The organism is Novosphingobium sp. PASSN1 (genome assembly GCF_002278815.1).
The window spans coordinates 111,239-128,284 of the sequence record NZ_NKIS01000004.1 but is presented as its reverse complement, the minus strand read 5'-3'; the positions used below and the strand labels follow the sequence as shown (position 1 = coordinate 128,284).

Here is a 17,046-nt window from a genome sequence, read left to right as displayed (position 1 = left end):
GATGGGGGCTGCCCTTTTTTTTGGCCCCTATTTTTGTGCCTGCTGCGTGGCGGGTGCCCAGGTGGTCCAGACGAGGCCGATGAGGATCGCGGCCGGGATTGGCATCAGGTTCAGCCCCAGCGGCAGCGCGGCGGCACGGGTGGCCAGCGGGGAGAGCCAGATCAGCACCAGCAGGGTCTTTTCCCAAGGCCGCCAGCCCATGCTGCGGCCCATGCCCACAAGGAACGCGATCGGCATGATCAGGAACGGCAGATCGTAGCTGAAGAGATAGGGCGAGGCGAGCGCGGTGGCGGCGAGGAGCATCGCGCCTGCCGCTTCGTCTGACGGCGCGCGGCGCCAGTAGAGGCAGGCGAGCGCGCCGGTGATCACTGTGATGACCGCTTGTCCATACATCGCGGCGGTGGGGCCGAACAGGACGCGCAAGGCGGCGAACGGCGTGCACATGCGCAGGAAAAATTCGCTGCCCGTCTGGTTCATCAGGATCTGGCTGACTTCGAAGCTTTGCGGATAGGCGCGCCACGTCTCGACCCCGAACACTGCGAGCGAGGCGAGGCAGAGCGCGGCGGCGCTGGCGGCGGCAGCGGCCATGGCAGTCCACTTGCGCCCGGCGGCGAGCCAGAAGGGCACCAGCAGCGCGAGGTGCGGCTTGATGATGAGCAGCCCGAACAGCGCGCCCGACAGCGTCTGCGAGCGGCGCAAGCTGAGCACGGCTGCAATCAGGATCGCGCCGGTGACGAAGCCGTTCTGCGCGTGGCTGGCGGCGAGATAGGCGGCGGGGAAGGCAAGGACGATGAGCGCGCCTGCTGCACCGCCGTTCGGCAGCGCGCGGCGGGCGACGAGGAACCACACAGCCCAGCCCGCCAGCGCCCACACCACCCACGCGGCGGCATAAGGCATCAGCCCCAAGGGCGCGGCGAGGAACAGGTAGGGCGGCGGATTGACATAGGCGACCATCTGGCCGGTGCCCGCCGCCATCTGCGCCGCGTGCTCGGCGGCGAGATCATAGACGCGCGGCGCGGGGCCAGTGGCGAGCAGGCGGCCCGCGCCCCAGAACGCGAGGAAATCGCTGCCCACGGTGCCGGTCGCCTCGCGGAACACTTTCACCATCATGGGCACGTAGGCGACGAGGATCATTGCGGCATAGACGCGCACGCGGGGCGCATCGAGCCAGGTGAGAGTGCGCAGATTGGCCTTGAGCCATGCGCTGAAATCGTGGTCGCTCATTGCTGCCATACGTGCCGCTGCGGTCTCGCGATGGCAACACAGGCATGAAAGATTTGCGCATCGGCGGCATTTTCCCTTGTCGGGAACGCCGGGCCGGGGCCATCTAGGGTGGAAATGCTGCGTCAGTACGAACTTGTCGAACGCGTGCTCGCCTATGATCCGGATGCGGACGAGGCGATGCTGAACCGCGCCTATGTCTATACCGTGCAGAAACACGGCTCGCAGAAGCGTGCCTCGGGCGATCCGTACTTCTCGCATCCGGTTGAAGTGGCGGGCCTGATGACCGAGCTGAAGCTCGATCAGGAGACGATCATCACCGCGCTGCTCCACGATACGGTGGAAGATACGCTGGCGACGGTGGAGGAAGTGGAGCGCCTGTTCGGCCCGGCAGTGGCGCGTCTGGTCGATGGGGTGACCAAGCTCTCCAAGATCGAGACGATGAGCGACAAGGAGCGCGCGGCGGAGAACTTGCGCAAGTTCCTGCTGGCGATGAGCGAGGACTTGCGCGTGCTGCTGGTCAAGCTGGCAGACCGGCTGCACAACATGCGCACGCTGCACTACATCAAGAGCGAGGAAAAGCGCCGCCGCATCGCGCGCGAGACGATGGATATCTACGCGCCGCTGGCCGAGCGCGTGGGCATGTATGAATACATGCGCGAGATGCAGCTGCTGGCGTTCGAGCAGCTGGAGCCGGAAGCCTACGCCACGATCACCGGGCGGCTGGGGGCGATCCGCAGCGAGGAAGGCGCGCAAGTCGATTCGATTGCGCTTTCGATCAAGCAGGCGCTGGCCGAAGCGGGGCTGAAGGTGGAAGTTTCGGGGCGGGAGAAGCACCCGTTCTCGATCTGGCGCAAGATGGCCGAGCGCCATGTGAGCTTCGAGCAGATCACCGACATCATGGCGTTTCGCGTGCTGACCGAGAGCGCGGAGGATTGCTATACCGCGCTGGGGCTGCTGCACCGCACGTGGCAGATGATCCCGGGCCGGTTCAAGGACTATATCTCCACGCCCAAGATGAACGGCTACAAGGGGCTGCACACTTCGCTGATCTATAACAACGCGATGCGCGTGGAAGTTCAGATCAAGACGCGGGAGATGCACCGGATCAACGAGTTCGGTCTGGCCGCGCACTGGGCCTACAAGCAGGGCGCGCTGCCCGATGGGCAAGTCGGCTGGGTGCGCGATCTCGTCGAGATTCTCGAGGCGAGCAACGACGCCGACGAACTGCTCGAAAACACCAAGATGGCGATCTATCAGGACCGCATCTTTGCCTTCACTCCCAAGGGCGCGCTCTATCAGCTGCCCAAGGGCGCGACGCCGATCGACTTTGCCTTTGCCGTGCACACCAATCTGGGCGCGCAGGCGGTGGGCGCGAAGATCAACGGGCGGCACGTGCCACTGCGCACTTCGCTGAACAATGGCGACGTGGTGGAGATCATCAAGAGCCGCAGCAGCGAACCGCAGCTTTCGTGGCTGGCGTTTGTCGTCACCGGCAAGGCGCGCGCCGCGATCCGCCGCGCGGTGCGCCAGAAGGAACGCGCCGAAATCGCAGAGATCGGGCGCAAGCTCTATGAGGAAATCGCCGACCGCCTGCCGAGCAAGATCGGCAAGAAGGCACTCAGCGACGCGATCAAGCGGCTGAAATTTGCCAATGAGGAAGAGCTGATGGTCGCCATCGGCAGCGCCAAGATCGACGACCGGCAGGTGATGGAAGCGCTCGTGCCCGGCAGCGCGGCGAACCAGCCCGCGAGCGACACCTGGCCGAGCCAGCAGCGCGCGATTGCAGTGCGCGGGCTGACGCCGGGCATGGCGTTCAAGCTGGCCGATTGCTGCCACCCGGTGCCGGGGGACCGCATCGTCGGCCTTCGGCGCATGGGCAAGGGCGTCGAAGTCCACGCCATCGATTGCATGAGCCTCGCGAACGGGGTCGATGCCGACTGGATCGACCTTTCATGGGACGCGCGCACCGATGGCGCGGTGGGGCGCCTGCGCGCGGAGCTTTACAACCGGCCGGGAACGCTGGCGGAAATGGCGGGGGTGTTTGCCAAGAACCACGCCAACGTGGTGAACTTGGAGATGACCCAGCGCGAGAACCCGTTCCACACCTATGAGGTCGATCTGGAAGTGCGCGATCTGGCGCACCTGACGCGGATCGTCAGCGCCTTGCGGGCCAGCGATGCGGTGGCGCAGGCGGACCGGATTTGAGGGGCCGGATTGGATGGCGGTTTTCGCCCGGAGGCGGACGTTGTGACAGGCTCTAAGAACAGGGTAAGAGCACGACCATGCAGATTGAACTTGATGGCCTCACCTTGGAGTTCTCGGATTGCATGGAGGTAGGTCAGGGAGGACCAGAGGCATGTTCATTGGCCGTCAACGGCAATGCCATCGTCGGCGAGAAGTTCGATCCTTCACCGCTACTTTATGAAGGCAAGATACTCATTCCAATGCGGAAGATCGGGTTTTGGAAATCTGGCTACGTCTTGACCCGCCTGGATCCATCGAGCTTGACGCTTGAGCGCATATCGAGGGTGCATGAATATATGAGGTTAGTCCGCCGCCGTGAACGATCAGTCGAGTTCGTCACGACCGCATGGGGCACAGGCACCGCTTTTTTGCCACTTCCATAAAGTCGGCTTCCCACCAATCACTGCCAGTCCGCAAATGTTGCGCTGATTTTTCTTCCGTCACCCCGTGCTTGACACGGGGTTGGGCTGTTCTTCTGGCGCTACGCCCACAAAAGAAAAGCCAAGGCCCGGATCAAGTCCGGGCCGACGATTCCATCTGGTGTCATGCTGCTCCGGCAGGAATCCACCAATCTTAGCCGCTCCCCTCACTCCCAGATCTGTCCACGCAGCCTGTCACTCCCCCGCCATCGCCGCATCCAGCGCATTGTGGAAGTGCTGCACCCTTGCCTCCTCATCACTCAGCCAGACGGACTGGAACCCGCTTGAGGCCATGCCCTGCTGCACGCGGGCGAGGAGGGAGATGTCTTCGTCAATGGTGACGGTCATCGTCTTGCGCCCGGCGATGATGTCTTCGTGGGTGAAGCTGTCACGCGAGGGGCGCTGGTAGTCTGCGGGGCGGGGGCCGTTGAGGCGGAAGTGGGTGCCGGCTTCGGTGCCGTCAGCGGCCTTGGCCTTGGCGGCATCCTCCTCGGTGCCGTGGAACTGGACGAGGGTGATCATGTCGAAATGGCTCTTGCCGGGACCCTCGGCATCGGGGCGCGAGCGCATGAGCCAGGCGCTTTCGGGGGTGATCGAGAGGATCACGTTGGGGAAGAGGTTGAACTGCCAGACATCGGTGAGCTGTGCGTCTGAGAAGCCATCGTAAGCGAGGCCCTGTTCCTTCGCGGCGGCGCGCTTGGCGCGTTGCAGGGCGGGGCGGATATCCGCGACGCGGCCCTGATAGTCCGCCGGATCGAGGCCGAAGGCCTTGAGCTGCATCGCGAGGAGATCGGTCGGCGCGTCCGGCACGGGAAAGCCGGAATCGGTGGTGCCGCCTTCGACATAGACGGCGGTGTGGCCATGATCGAACAGTTCGAACGGGGCGGCGGCGCATTCGAACATCCGGCGGTGGAGCGGATGGATGAAGGGGACGTGGTAAAGCTCGGCGAAATTGTCGAGGATCGCCTTCCAGTTGCAGGTGTGCGAGACGGTCTGATCGCCGGTCACGGTCATCGCCTCGATCCGGTAGGGCGCGATAAGAGCGCGGATGGGCGCGAGAAATTCGCTGAGCATGGGGCCGCCGGGGGTGAGGCGGACGAAGACGAGGCCGAGGGCTTCCTCCACTTCCACCGCCTTCAGCGCGAGATCGGCCTTGGGCACGCCGTTCGAGAAGCGCGCCGCGCCGGGGACGCCCTGCAGTTCGCCGTCCAGCCCATAGGCCCAGGCATGATAGGGGCAGACGAACTTGCGCAAGCTGCCGAGAGGTTCGCTGACAAGGCGCGTGCCGCGGTGCGTGCAGGCATTGTGCATGGCCCGCAAATTGCCATCGGTGCCGCGCGCGATGAGCAGGCTTTCCGCGCCGATCTCGAACGTGACGTATTGCCCCGGCGCGGCGACATCGGCGGCGATCCCGGCGACGAGCCAGGTCCGCGCCCAGAGGCGGTCACGCTCGCGCTCCATCCATTCGCGCGCGACGTAGCGGTCCTTGGTGAAATTGCGGATCGGGATCGGCGATGTATCGGGGGCGTGAGGACGAGGGGCTGAGGGCTGCGGGCTGGCTTTGGGCATGGGCGGCTCCCGGCAGTGCGTGTGAATGGGCGAAGGTATGAACGCAATCGCGGTGGACAGAACTACTCATTCTCTTAGGCTGGGCGGGGCTGCATAGGCCGGGGGAGACAGGGATGCGCGGCAAGGGTCTGACATGGCTGGGATGGCTCGCAGCCGGATGGCTGGCGCTGGGCGGGGCGGCGGCTCTCGCCCGCGATGCCGCGCCCGACGCTGAAACGCGCGCATGGTGGGCGCTGACGGAGGAGCTTTCCTCCGATGCGATGGAGGGCCGCGATACCGGATCGCCGGGCTATGACCGCGCGGCGGCAGTGGTGGCGAAGCGCTTTGCCGAGGCCGGGCTGCAGCCTGCGGGGGAGAACGGCAGCTGGTTCCAGAGCATTGCGTTCGAAGACCTGCGGCTGGATGAGGCGCGTTCGCGACTGGTGATCGGCGGCACGCGGCTGCGCTTCAACCGCGAGGTGCAGCTTGCACCCTCTGCCGCGACGCCCGGCGCGCTGGCAGCGGCGGTGACGTTTCGGGGCTATTGCGGCGCGGACGAGATCGGCGATGTGCGAGGGCAGCTGGTGGTCTGCTATGGCCGCCCGGCACCCGCGCGGCTGAACGGGTTTGACCGGGCGAAGGCGCTGCAGGCGGCAGGCGCGGCGGGGCTGCTGCTGATTGCCGCGCCCGGGCTGCCGGGCGAACCGATCCGCTGGCCGTTCGCCTATTCGCGCAGCGTGATGCCGCTGGCAGAAGCGGTGAAGGCCAAGGTGGGCGCGCCGTTTGTGCAGGGCGTGCTCAATCCCGATGCGCTGGCGCGGCTGACCGCGCGGGCCGGGGAGATCCTGAAGGCAGGCGCGGCGGGGGCGGACTTGCCGCGCGTGGAACTGGGCGCGGCCTCTGCGCGGCTCACCGTGGTGCGGCGCGAAACGCGATCGGCCAATGTGCTGGGCCTGTTGCCGGGCACCGATCCGGCGCTGGCGGATCAGGTGATCGTGATCGCGGCGCACCTCGATGGCTATGGCCGGGGCGAGCCGGTGGCGGGCGACGGGCTCTATAACGGGACGCTCGATGATGCGGCCTATGTCGCGCTGCTGGAGCAGTTTGCCGCGATGCGCGCGGGCAGGGGGCTGAAGCGGCCCGTACTGTTTGCGGTGTTCACGGGCGAGGAGAAGGGGCTGTGGGGCTCGCGCTGGTTTGTGGATCATCCGACCGTGCCATTGGCTTCGCTGGCGGCGGTGATCAATCTCGATCAGGTGCGGCCGCTCTATCCGCTCAAATTGATGACGGTGCATGGCCTGAAGGAAAGCTCGCTGGGCGATTTGGTGCGGCAGGTGGCCAGCGCGCGCGGCATTGCGGTGCAGGAAGACCCCGAGCCGGAACGCAACCTGCTGCGCCGTTCGGACAACTGGCCGCTGATGGAAGCGGGGGTGCCGGGAGCGAGCTTTGTGTTCGCCACGTATGATGCGAGTTCAAGGGCGAGGTACCGGGACTGGTACGAGCGGCGGTATCACCACCCGGCGGACGACCTTTCGACCCCGGTCGATTGGCAGGCGGCGGCTGATTTCAACCGCTTCTTCATTGCGCTGACCGAAGCGGCGGCGGATGCTTCCGGGCGGATCGTGTGGGCTGCCGAGGGGCGGCCGGGGAAGCGCTGAGCGCTCCCCCGGCCTGACGCACGATTTACCAGAAGATGTCGTAGACCGCGTCGACCACTTCGCCCGAGTAGATATCGACGAGCAGCGCATCGTTGTAATAGCGCACCCAGCGGTAGGGGCCGTCTGCCGGGGGCAGGCGATAGGCCCAGGGGTCTGCCAGCCAGTAGCGTTGCTCGTAGAACGGCTGGCCGATGACCACGCCGATATCGAAGCGGCTGTAGTTGTAGCCCTGCCACGGCGCGTAATAGAACCCGAGGCTGAAGGAACTGCGATTGCGGCTGCGCCAGCCGGACCAGTCGTAGCGGTTGTTGCGGCGCCAGCCATCGCGGTCCCAGCCGCGCCCGCCGTTGTTGCCCCAATGGTTGCCGCGCCAGTCATTGCCGCGCCAATCGTTGTTGGCCCAGCGGTTGTTGTTCCAGCCGTTTCCGCGCCAGCCATCGCGGTCACGCTGCCAATCGCGCGAGCCGTTCGAGTTCCAGTTGCCGCCCCACTGGCTGTTGTTGTTGCGGCGCCAGTCGTGGTCTCGGTCTCGGTCTCGGTCTCGGTCCCGATCACGGTCGCGGTTCAAGTTGCCATCGCGGTCCCGGTTGCCGCGGTCGGTCCAGCTGCGCCCTTCGTTACCGCGCCCGTCGTTGCCCCGCGCATCCCGGTCGCGGCCGCCTTGCTGGCCGCGCGCGGGATCGCTGTAGGTGGGGTTGCGCCCACCCCATGCCGGAGTGCCAGCGCCCGTGCCAGTGGTGGTGCCGGGCCGAGGAGCCTGACTGCCTTGATAGCTGCCCTGCGCGCCGTTGTAGGTCCAGGCCGGGCGGCTATTGGTGGGCTGGCCGATGGGGCTGGCGCCGTTGCCGCGATCACCGCGTTCGCGGTCACGGTTCCAGTTGCCCGGATTGGCAGGACGCGGCGTCTGGCTGGCCTGATAACCGCCGCCGAAGCCGCTGCCATTGGGGCGGTTGTTCCAGCTCGGCTGAGGATTGGCGGCTGGGGAGCGGCCCTGCCATGCCGGGGCCTGTGCTCGGGCCGGTGCCGGGACGGAACGTTCGACGCGTTCGCCCCCGCGGGGGCCGCGCTGATCGCGCTCCTGCGCGCTCGCGGCGTTAGACAGCAGGACTGCTGTGCCGAGCGCGAAGGCGATGAGGGCGGAAGCGCTGCTCTTCAGAATGAACTTGGCGGCCATGGTCCCGGCTCCGGTTGCATTGGGCCGCGACTCATTCGCGGGCTCCGATGCAACCGGGCTATACCACGGGGCCTGTCATATGGCTGAACCAAGACAGGATCATCCGTTCATGTTCAGGCCTTTGAACATGAACGAATGGCGTGACGTCAGCGCGTCAGCTTCTTGTAGGCCAGACGCGTCGGGCGGTCTGCGGCATCGCCCAGACGGCGGCGCTTGTCTTCTTCATAGGCTTCGAAGTTGCCTTCGAACCATTCGACGTGGCTGTCGCCTTCGAACGCGAGGATGTGGGTGGCGAGGCGATCGAGGAAGAAGCGGTCGTGGCTGATGACCACGGCGCAGCCCGCGAAGTTCTCGATGGCTTCTTCGAGCGCGCGTAGGGTTTCGACGTCGAGGTCGTTGGTCGGCTCGTCAAGCAGGAGGACGTTGCCGCCCTGCTTCAGCATCTTGGCGATGTGCACGCGGTTGCGTTCACCGCCCGAAAGCTTGCCGACGTTCTTCTGCTGGTCCTGACCCTTGAAGTTGAACGCGCCGACATAAGCACGGGTGCTCATGTCCTGCTTGTTGACCTTCATGTAATCGAGCCCGTCAGAGATTTCCTCCCAGACGTTCTTCTTCGGATCGAGGTGGTCGCGGCTCTGGTCGACATAGCCGAGGCGCACAGTCTGGCCGATCTCGATCGTGCCGCTGTCGGGCTGTTCCTGCCCGGTGATCAGCTTGAACAGCGTGGACTTGCCCGCGCCGTTCGGTCCGATCACGCCGACAATGCCGCCCGGCGGGAGCAGGAACGAGAGGTTCTCGAACAGGAGCTTGTCGCCATAGGCCTTGGAGATGTTCTTGGCCTCGATCACCTTGCCGCCGAGGCGCTCGGGCACCTGGATGACGATCTGGGCCTTGTTGATCACGCGGCTTTCAGCCGATTCCACCAGCTGGTCGAACGCCTTGATGCGCGCCTTGCTCTTGGTCTGGCGGCCCTTGGTGCCCGCACGAATCCAGTCGAGCTCGTCCTTGATCGCCTTCTGCTTGGAGGTGTCCTCGCGCTCTTCCTGTTCGAGCCGCTTGGCCTTGGCTTCGAGGTAGGTCGAGTAGTTGCCTTCGTAGGGGAAGTACTTTCCGCGATCGAGTTCGAGGATCCAGCCGACGACGTTATCGAGGAAGTAGCGGTCGTGGGTGATCATCAGCACCGCGCCGGCATATTCCTTGAGGTGGTTTTCCAGCCAGTTGACGCTTTCGGCATCGAGGTGGTTGGTCGGTTCGTCGAGCAGCAGGATCGAGGGCTTCTGGATCAGCAGGCGGGTGAGCGCGATGCGGCGCTTTTCACCGCCCGAGAGGTTGTCCACCGGCCAATCGCCCGGCGGGCAGCGCAGCGCTTCCATCGCGATTTCGAGCTGGTTGTCGAGCGTCCAGCCATCGACCGCGTCGATCTTGTCCTGCAGTTCGGCCATCTCGGCGCCGAGCGCGTCGAAGTCGGCGTCTTCCTCGGCCATTTCCATGCCGATCTGGTTGAACCGCTCGACCATGTCCGCCGTGGCGCGCGCGCCGTCCTTGACGTTTTCGAGCACGGTCTTGGTGTTGTCGAGCTGGGGTTCCTGCTCGAGATAGCCGACCGTGATGTTTTCGCCCGGCCAGGCTTCGCCGGTGTAGTCCTTGTCGATCCCGGCCATGATCTTGATCAGCGTGGACTTGCCCGCGCCGTTGGGGCCGACGATGCCGATCTTGGCACCCTGATAGAACTGCAGGCTGATGTTGCTCAGCACCGGCTTGGGCGCGCCGGGGAAGGTCTTGGTCATGTTCTTCATGACGTAGGCGTATTGAGCGGCCATCGGTGGTCCTTGGGCAAGCAGTCAAACAGGATTAGCCGCGCGCTCTACAGGTGAGCGCGCGGGTCGGCAAGCGGGCTTAGGGAGGACGAGGCCCCCGCTTGCGCAGGGGCCTTATCGGATCAGATGCGTTCGATGATGATCGCGGGGGCCATGCCGCCCGCGGCGCACATCGTGACGAGGCCGTAGCGGCCGCCTGAGCGTTCGAGTTCATCGAGCGCGGTGCCGATGAGGATCGAGCCGGTCGCGCCGATCGGGTGGCCGAGCGCCATTGCGCCGCCGTTGATGTTCACCTTGGCGCGGTCGAGATCCAGATCGCGGATGAACTTTTCAGCGACGACGGCGAAGGCTTCGTTGATTTCCCAGACGTCGATGTCTTCCTTGGTCAGGCCCGCCTTGGCGAGGACCTTCTTGGCGGCCGGGACCGGCGCATTGAGCATCAGCGTGGGATCATCGCCCTGATTGGCATAAGCGACGATGCGCGCGCGCGGCTTCAGGCCATGCTTTTCGGCATAGGCGGGCGAAGTGATGAGGAGCGCGGCGGCACCATCGACCACGCCCGAGGAATTGCCCGCGTGGTGGACGGGCTTGATGTCCACATCCGGGTAGCGGCGGTTGATCTGCCCCCGGAAGGTCATCCCGCCGCCGAGATCGAAATCGAGCATCCCGGTGAACGCGGGCTTGAGGCTGGCGAGGCCTTCAGCGGTGGTTTCGGGGCGGGGGAACTCTTCGTGATCGAGCGCAACGGTGCCGTCTTCATTGAGCACGGGCACGACCGACTTGTTGAAGCGGCCTTCCTTGATCGCCACGTCGGCGCGTTGCTGGCTGACGAGGGCGAGGGCGTCGAGCGCCTCACGCGAGATGCCCTCGATGGTGGCGATGGCATCGCCGCAGATGCCCTGGTGCGATTGCGGGTGCAGTTCATCGAGCGCCTTGTTGCCCGAACCCATCAGGCGCGGCGGGAAGCCGGCGTTGGCTTCGGCCGCAGCGTTGGCGGCGGTGAAGCTCATCATTTCGGTGCCGCCGGCGATCACGCAATCTTCCATGCCGGACATGACCGTGGCCGCCGCAAGGTTCACCGAAGTGATGCCGCCCCCGCAGAACCGGTCGAGCGTGGTGCCGCTGGCGGTGATGTTGAAGCCTGCTGCGAGCGCGGCCATGCGGCCGAGATCGCCGCCCTGCTTGCCGACCTGCGACGAGGTCGACCAGATGATGTCGTCCACCGTGCCGGTATCGAGGTTGTTGCGCTCTGCGATGGCCTTCATGACCGTGGCGGCGAGGTGCTGCGGGTGCAGGTGCGACAGCGCGCCCTTGCCGGGCTTGCCAACCCCGCGCGGGGTGCGGACGGCATCGATGATATAGGCTTCGGCCATGGACTCTCTCCCAAATGCGTTAATCGAGCGATTAAACACCTGCGCGCGCCTGTGCAAGGGGGAACCTCGACAGCAGTGCGGCGGGCGGCTTATGGTATGCGCACTTTAACCGACAGGAGCCCCCCATGCTGCATGCCGATCTGCTGGAGCAGGCCCGCACCCTTGAGCCGCAGATCACGGCACTGCGGCGGGCGATCCATGCCGAGCCGGAGCTGGGGCTGCACACGCCGCTGACTTCGGCAAAAGTGCGTGCCGCGCTGGCGCATCTGCCGCTGACATGGCGCGAGGGGTCTTCGACGACCGGGCTGGTGGCGACCCTGAAAGGCGGCGCGGGAAGCGGGCGACGGGTGCTGCTGCGGGGCGATATGGACGCGCTGGAAATGCCCGAGGAGACGGGGCTGGAATTTTCCTCGCAGTTTGCCGGGCGGATGCATGCCTGCGGGCACGATGCGCATACCGCGATGCTGGCGGGGGCGGCGGAACTGCTCTGTGCGCGGGCGGAGACATTGGCGGGCGAAGTGCAGTTCATGTTCCAGCCGGGCGAGGAAGGGCACCACGGCGCGCGGTTCATGATCGACGACGGACTGCTGGAACCGCGCGCGGACGCGGCCTTTGCGCTGCACATCATGCCCAACAGCCCGCACGGGATGATCGCGGGGAAGGCGGGGCCGCTGCTGGCTTCGGCGGACCGCTTCGAGATCACCGTGGCGGGCGATGGCGGCCATGCCTCGATGCCGCACGATACGCTCGACCCCATTCCGGTGGCCTGCGAGATCGTGAGCGCCCTTCAGGCGATGGTGACGCGCAAGTTTTCCGTGGCCGATCCGGTGGTGGCGACGGTTTCCAAGATCGCGGCGGGGACGGCCTACAACGTGATCCCCGATACGGCGCACCTGCTGGGCACGATCCGCACGCTTTCGGCAGCCAGCCGCGCGAAGCTGCATGAGGCGCTGCCGAAGCTGGCGGAGCATATTGCCGCGGCGCATGGGCTGACCGCGACGACGGTGATCACGCCGGGCTTCCCGGTGACGGTGTGCGATGCGCGCGCGGTCGATCTGGGGGCCATGGTGGCCGAGGAACTGGGAGGAGAGGGGCGTTTCCACCGGCTGGCGCACCCGATCATGGGCGCGGAGGACTTTGCCTATGTGCTGGAGCAGACGCCGGGGGCGATGTTCTTCCTCGGCGTGGCGCCGCAAGGGGCGGACTGGAAAAGCTGCTGTTCGATCCATTCGACGCGGATGATGCTGGATGAAAGCGTGATGCCGCTGGGCAGCGCCATGCTGGCGGGCTGTGCGGAGCGGTTTCTCAGCGCTGGCTTTGCGTGAGGTGTGGCCATGGCGCGGCTGATCTGACAAAGACGCGTCCCATGGAAAACCGGGTTCTGCCGCTGAGCGGCATTCACAACTTTCGCGATTATGGCGGCTATCAGGCGCGGGGCGGCACGCTGCGCACGGGGCAACTGTGGCGTTCGGGCCATCACTTCGGCGCGACGGCGGATGATCTGGAGGCGGTCCACGCGCTGGGCATCGCCAAGGTGATCGACCTGCGCGGTGATAGCGAGCGGGCGGAATACCCCTGCCTGCGCCACGAGGAATTTGCCGGGCACGTGGTGTTCCACCCCGGCGAGACCGCGAGCGAGCGCGGCAAAGCGGTGCACGACGAGGCCGCCGACGGGGTGCGGACGGCGGAGCACGCGCGGGCCTCGATGGTGAAGCTCTATGCGCGGCTGCCGTTTCGCCCCGTGCTGGTGGGCACCTACCGGCTCTATCTCCAGACGCTGGCCGAAGATCATGGGCCGAGCCTGCTGCACTGCTTTGCGGGCAAGGACCGCACCGGCGTGGGCGCAGCGGTGGTCCACCGGCTGATGGGCGTGCATCCCGATGACGTGATGGCGGACTACCTCCTGACCAACACGGCGGGCAATTCCGAAGCGCGGATCGCGGCGGCGGCGGTGAGCGTGCGCGCGAGCTTTGGGCCGAAGATGGACGATGCGGCGCTGCGCACGATCATGTCGGTCCAGCCGGAGTTTCTGGAAAGCGCCTTCGCCGCGATGGAGCGCGAGCACGGGACGTTCGAGGCTTATGCCGAAGCGGTGCTGGGCGCGGATGCGGCGCTGGTGGCGCGGCTGGAAGAGCGGCTGGTGGTGTGAGGGGCGGCTAAATGTTGCGGATCAGGTAGCCGTTTTTGGTGGTTAGCTGCCTCTGCGCCCAAGAGATCGAATTGACGCGATCAGGAGAATAATAACCACGACTACTAATGCGACGAATGTTTGCAACTGGCAGATCCCGGCTGTGAATGCACGAGTCTTAGCTTCCACTCCCGGGGGCAGCTGGACGAAAGTCTGCCGATACCAGATCAGTGCATAGAACTCGATAGTTGGGGGCAACAAGCTAACTGCAACAAGCGCGATGCGGGTCAACCATGACCTAGATCTGACGGCCAAAACCGCAAAACCGGCCGGAACAGCGAGCGCGAATGCTATCAGTAAGAGGTCGAACATAGCGTGTTGTAAACTATAACGTTCATGTCCGCAAATAGGGTGAACATGAAATACAGCCCCATGAGTTCCGCCTAGCCAGCCTCTCACCCCGCCCGCGTCATCACCACGGCGTCAAACCGCCGGTTCGCCAGATCGTCCGGCGTGATCCACCATTGCAGCGCGCCGCCGCCGAAGTGGTGGCCGAGCGCGGGGTTGTCCGGCAGTTCGAGCAGGAGGAGGTGGGTGGCCGCAAGGTCGCTGGTGCCGCTCGCGGGGGCGAGGAGGCGCGGCGGGGGCGGGGCGATCACGCCTTCGGGGGTGCCTATCGCCAGCGCGTGGCGGTAGGCCACGCGGGCGATGACGTCTTCCGGCAGCTTGGCGGCTTCTTCGGCTGAGGCGTGGAGCGTGGTTTCGATGGCGGCTTCGACCGCTTCGGGCATCACGCGTTCGGCCAGCGTGCGGTGGGTGGAAAGCCAGTCCCAGAAGGCCTTGCGCACCGGCGGGCCGAGCGGGGCGAGCGCAGGATTGGCTAGCGCGTGATCGAACCAGGCCTGCGCTTCCTCGCGCACGGTTTTAATCTGGGCAGCGCGTTCGGCCTCATCCAGCCCGGGGTAGGGATCATTCTGGACGGTGCGCGCGGCGCGGTCTGCCTCACGCACCAGCGCGGCGCAGGCGATCTGGACCGAGATCCAGTCCTGCGGGTAGCCGTACCAAAGCGGCTCGAAGCCTTGGCCGTCGGCGCCGTGGAAATCGGGAATGTCGAGCGCGGGGGCGAGCGGTTCGGCGCCTTGGGCATCGAGCAGGGCGCGCACGGTTTCGATGCGGTGCGGCCAATCGCGCACTTCTGCTTCGGGCGCTTCGGCTTCTGGCAGGGCGATCAGCCGGGGCGCGAAGGGCCAGCGGGGGAGGACTTGCGTCCCATGCTCGGGCGTGAGCACCCAGGGCCAGACGAGCGCGGCTTCATCGCCATAGGCCATCGCGAGGGCAGGCGGCACATCCAGCGCGCGCCAAGGGGTTCCGGCATAGCCTGCGGCGTGGAGCACGCAGAACACCTCGCCCGCGCCCCAATCGAGGTCGAGGAACACGGCAAGCGCGCCTTCTGGCGGGAGCAGGCCGAGACCGGCTTCGGGCGGCACTTCGGCGAGATCGAGCTGGAGGAGGAAGTGCAGCGGCTTGCCGGTGGCGGGATTCGTGGGCCAGTCCGCCGCGCCGGGGAGCACGGGTGTGCCGCCAAACCAGCTGCGCGTCTGCGGTGCGCGGTGCGGGGGGAAATGCTGGTGCAGCACGATGGCCTGCCGGGCAGCGGCGGTGATCGGTGCGGGCAGTTCCGGTTCGGCTGGCTCGGGCTCGATTTCGGGATAGTCCGGATCGGGCAGCGCGTTGGCGGCTTCGGCTTCGGCAAGCGATGAGGCGGAGATCAGGCGGCTGCGGGTTTGTTTGAGCGGAGCTGCGTCGGCGTCTGCTTCAGGCTCCGGCAGGGCATCGGCGGTGCTGTCAGCGGTCTTGCTGCGGCGCGGCTTTTTCGCCTTGCGCGGCTTCGGGGCCTGCTGCGCACGCTGGCGCAGCCAGTAGACGAGCAGCGCGAGGAGCCCCAACGCGCTGACGCTGAACATGGCGATAATCGCGACTAAAGCCGACACGCGTTCACCTTTCCGGTGTTACGCTGCCGTATTCGGCGCAATTCCGCAAGAATTGGTTAAATCGGGGTGAAGCGCCCCGACCTACGAACTAGCGGGGGCGGGCTGGCTGGCCCGCCCCCGGCACTTGTCAGGCTTTGGCAGCCATCGCGGTTTCGAGGTTTTCGACGATGGCTTCGAAGAACTTCTCGGTCGTCAGCCAGGGCTGGCTGGGGCCGATCAGGATCGCGAGATCCTTGGTCATCTTGCCGCTTTCGACGGTTTCGATGCACACGCGCTCCAGCGTTTCGGCGAACTTCACCACTTCGGGCGTCTCATCGAACTTGCCGCGATAGATCAGGCCGCGCGTCCACGCGAAGATCGAGGCGATCGGGTTGGTCGAGGTCTGCTTGCCCTGCTGGTGCTGGCGGTAGTGACGCGTGACGGTGCCGTGCGCAGCTTCCGCTTCGATGGTCTTGCCGTCGGGCGACATCAGCACCGAGGTCATCAGGCCCAGCGAGCCGAAGCCCTGCGCCACCGTGTCAGACTGAACGTCGCCATCGTAGTTCTTGCAGGCCCAGACGAACTTGCCCGACCACTTGAGCGCCGAGGCGACCATGTCGTCGATCAGGCGGTGTTCGTAGACGATATCGGCTGCGGCGAACTTTTCCTTGAAGCCTTCGGTTTCGAACACTTCCTGGAACAGATCCTTGAAACGGCCGTCATAGGCCTTGAGGATGGTGTTCTTGGTCGAGAGATAGACCGGCCAGCCGAGGTTGAGGCCGTAGTTCAGCGAAGCGCGGGCGAAATCGCGGATCGAATCGTCGAGGTTGTACATCGCCATGGCAACGCCCGCCGAGGGGAAGTCGAACACGTCGAGATCGATCTTCTGGCCGTCATCGCCGTCCCACACCAGACGCAGCTTGCCGGGGCCGGGGATCAGGGTGTCGGTCGCCTTGTACTGATCGCCGAACGCGTGGCGGCCCACGACGATGGGATCGGTCCAGCCGGGCACGAGGCGCGGCACGTTCTGGATCACGATGGGTTCGCGGAACACGACGCCGCCCAGGATGTTGCGGATCGTGCCGTTGGGCGACTTCCACATCTTCTTGAGGCCGAATTCCTCGACGCGCTGCTCGTCCGGCGTGATCGTGGCGCACTTCACGCCGACGCCGTACTGCTTGATCGCATTGGCCGAATCGATGGTGATCTGGTCACCCGTCTCGTCGCGCTTCTCGACCGAGAGGTCGTAGTACTTGAGATCGATATCGAGGTAGGGAAGGATCAGGCGTTCGCGGATCCACTGCCAGATGATCCGCGTCATTTCATCGCCGTCGAGCTCGACGACAGGATTCTTCACCTTGATCTTTGCCATGGTTCGCGTGCCTTCTCGGGGAGGGTTCAAAATTTGCCGTTCCTTAGCAGGCGCTTCCGTGTGCGCAAGCGGGTGACTTTCACCAAAGGGCAGGTGCAGCGGCATTTTGCGCGGTTTCA

Annotated in this window: 12 protein-coding genes; 5 read left to right on the top strand and 7 right to left on the bottom strand. The window is 65.6% G+C overall.

The genetic code is table 11. The features are described from left to right. Positions 1-27: 27 nt before the first annotated feature. On the bottom strand, positions 28-1,224 hold the full coding sequence (locus CFE35_RS08810; RefSeq protein WP_292930099.1) for a glycosyltransferase family 87 protein: 1,197 nt from the start codon (positions 1,222-1,224) through the stop codon (positions 28-30). A 114-nt stretch (positions 1,225-1,338) separates the two neighbouring features. On the opposite strand from CFE35_RS08810, the gene CFE35_RS08805 reads away from it, so the two are divergent. Together CFE35_RS08805 and CFE35_RS08800 are read left to right on the top strand one after the other, a co-directional pair. Next, the gene (locus tag CFE35_RS08805; RefSeq protein ID WP_292930098.1) at positions 1,339-3,429 is read left to right on the top strand and encodes a bifunctional (p)ppGpp synthetase/guanosine-3',5'-bis(diphosphate) 3'-pyrophosphohydrolase; all 2,091 of its coding nucleotides are present in this window, start codon (positions 1,339-1,341) and stop codon (positions 3,427-3,429) included. Between the two features lie 77 nt (positions 3,430-3,506). Then, complete coding sequence (locus tag CFE35_RS08800) at positions 3,507-3,851, top strand: hypothetical protein (RefSeq protein WP_292930097.1); 345 nt, start codon at positions 3,507-3,509, stop codon at positions 3,849-3,851. 231 nt (positions 3,852-4,082) lie between these two features. On the opposite strand, the gene CFE35_RS08795 is transcribed toward CFE35_RS08800, so the two are convergent. Further along, positions 4,083-5,456 carry an SRPBCC family protein gene (locus tag CFE35_RS08795; protein ID WP_292930096.1) on the bottom strand — a complete coding sequence of 458 codons (1,374 nt, stop codon included), beginning with the start codon at positions 5,454-5,456 and terminating at the stop codon, positions 4,083-4,085. 113 nt (positions 5,457-5,569) lie between these two features. Here CFE35_RS08795 and CFE35_RS08790 point away from each other — a divergent pair, with 113 nt between their 5' ends. Further along, positions 5,570-7,093: a M28 family peptidase gene (locus tag CFE35_RS08790; RefSeq protein ID WP_292930095.1), complete on the top strand. Its 1,524-nt coding sequence runs from the start codon at positions 5,570-5,572 to the stop codon at positions 7,091-7,093. A 25-nt stretch (positions 7,094-7,118) separates the two neighbouring features. Here the strand turns inward: CFE35_RS08790 and CFE35_RS08785 are convergent, their stop codons facing one another. From CFE35_RS08785 to CFE35_RS08775, 3 genes are all read right to left on the bottom strand, one after another. After that, positions 7,119-8,267, bottom strand: a complete 1,149-nt coding sequence (locus CFE35_RS08785) for an RcnB family protein (RefSeq protein WP_292930094.1) — start codon at positions 8,265-8,267, stop codon at positions 7,119-7,121. A gap of 146 nt (positions 8,268-8,413) precedes the next feature. Beyond that, positions 8,414-10,087 (bottom strand): energy-dependent translational throttle protein EttA, encoded by a 1,674-nt coding sequence (gene ettA / locus CFE35_RS08780; protein ID WP_292930093.1) that lies wholly within the window; start codon positions 10,085-10,087, stop codon positions 8,414-8,416. 119 nt (positions 10,088-10,206) lie between these two features. Further along, entirely contained in the window at positions 10,207-11,457 is a 1,251-nt protein-coding gene (locus CFE35_RS08775; RefSeq protein WP_292930092.1) for an acetyl-CoA C-acetyltransferase, read from the bottom strand. Between the two features lie 125 nt (positions 11,458-11,582). Here CFE35_RS08775 and CFE35_RS08770 point away from each other — a divergent pair, with 125 nt between their 5' ends. Both CFE35_RS08770 and CFE35_RS08765 read left to right on the top strand, forming a co-directional pair. Beyond that, positions 11,583-12,782, top strand: a complete 1,200-nt coding sequence (locus CFE35_RS08770) for a M20 family metallopeptidase (RefSeq protein WP_292930091.1) — start codon at positions 11,583-11,585, stop codon at positions 12,780-12,782. Positions 12,783-12,823: 41 nt separating this feature from the next. After that, complete coding sequence (locus CFE35_RS08765; protein ID WP_292930090.1) at positions 12,824-13,606, top strand: tyrosine-protein phosphatase; 783 nt, start codon at positions 12,824-12,826, stop codon at positions 13,604-13,606. A 434-nt stretch (positions 13,607-14,040) separates the two neighbouring features. Here CFE35_RS08765 and CFE35_RS08760 read toward each other — a convergent pair whose 3' ends face one another. Together CFE35_RS08760 and CFE35_RS08755 are read right to left on the bottom strand one after the other, a co-directional pair. Then, positions 14,041-15,576, bottom strand: coding sequence for a DUF1963 domain-containing protein (locus CFE35_RS08760; RefSeq protein WP_292930089.1), 1,536 nt, complete (start codon positions 15,574-15,576; stop codon positions 14,041-14,043). Between the two features lie 127 nt (positions 15,577-15,703). Further along, the gene (locus CFE35_RS08755; protein WP_292930088.1) at positions 15,704-16,927 is read right to left on the bottom strand and encodes an NADP-dependent isocitrate dehydrogenase; all 1,224 of its coding nucleotides are present in this window, start codon (positions 16,925-16,927) and stop codon (positions 15,704-15,706) included. Between the last annotated feature and the right edge of the window lie 119 nt (positions 16,928-17,046).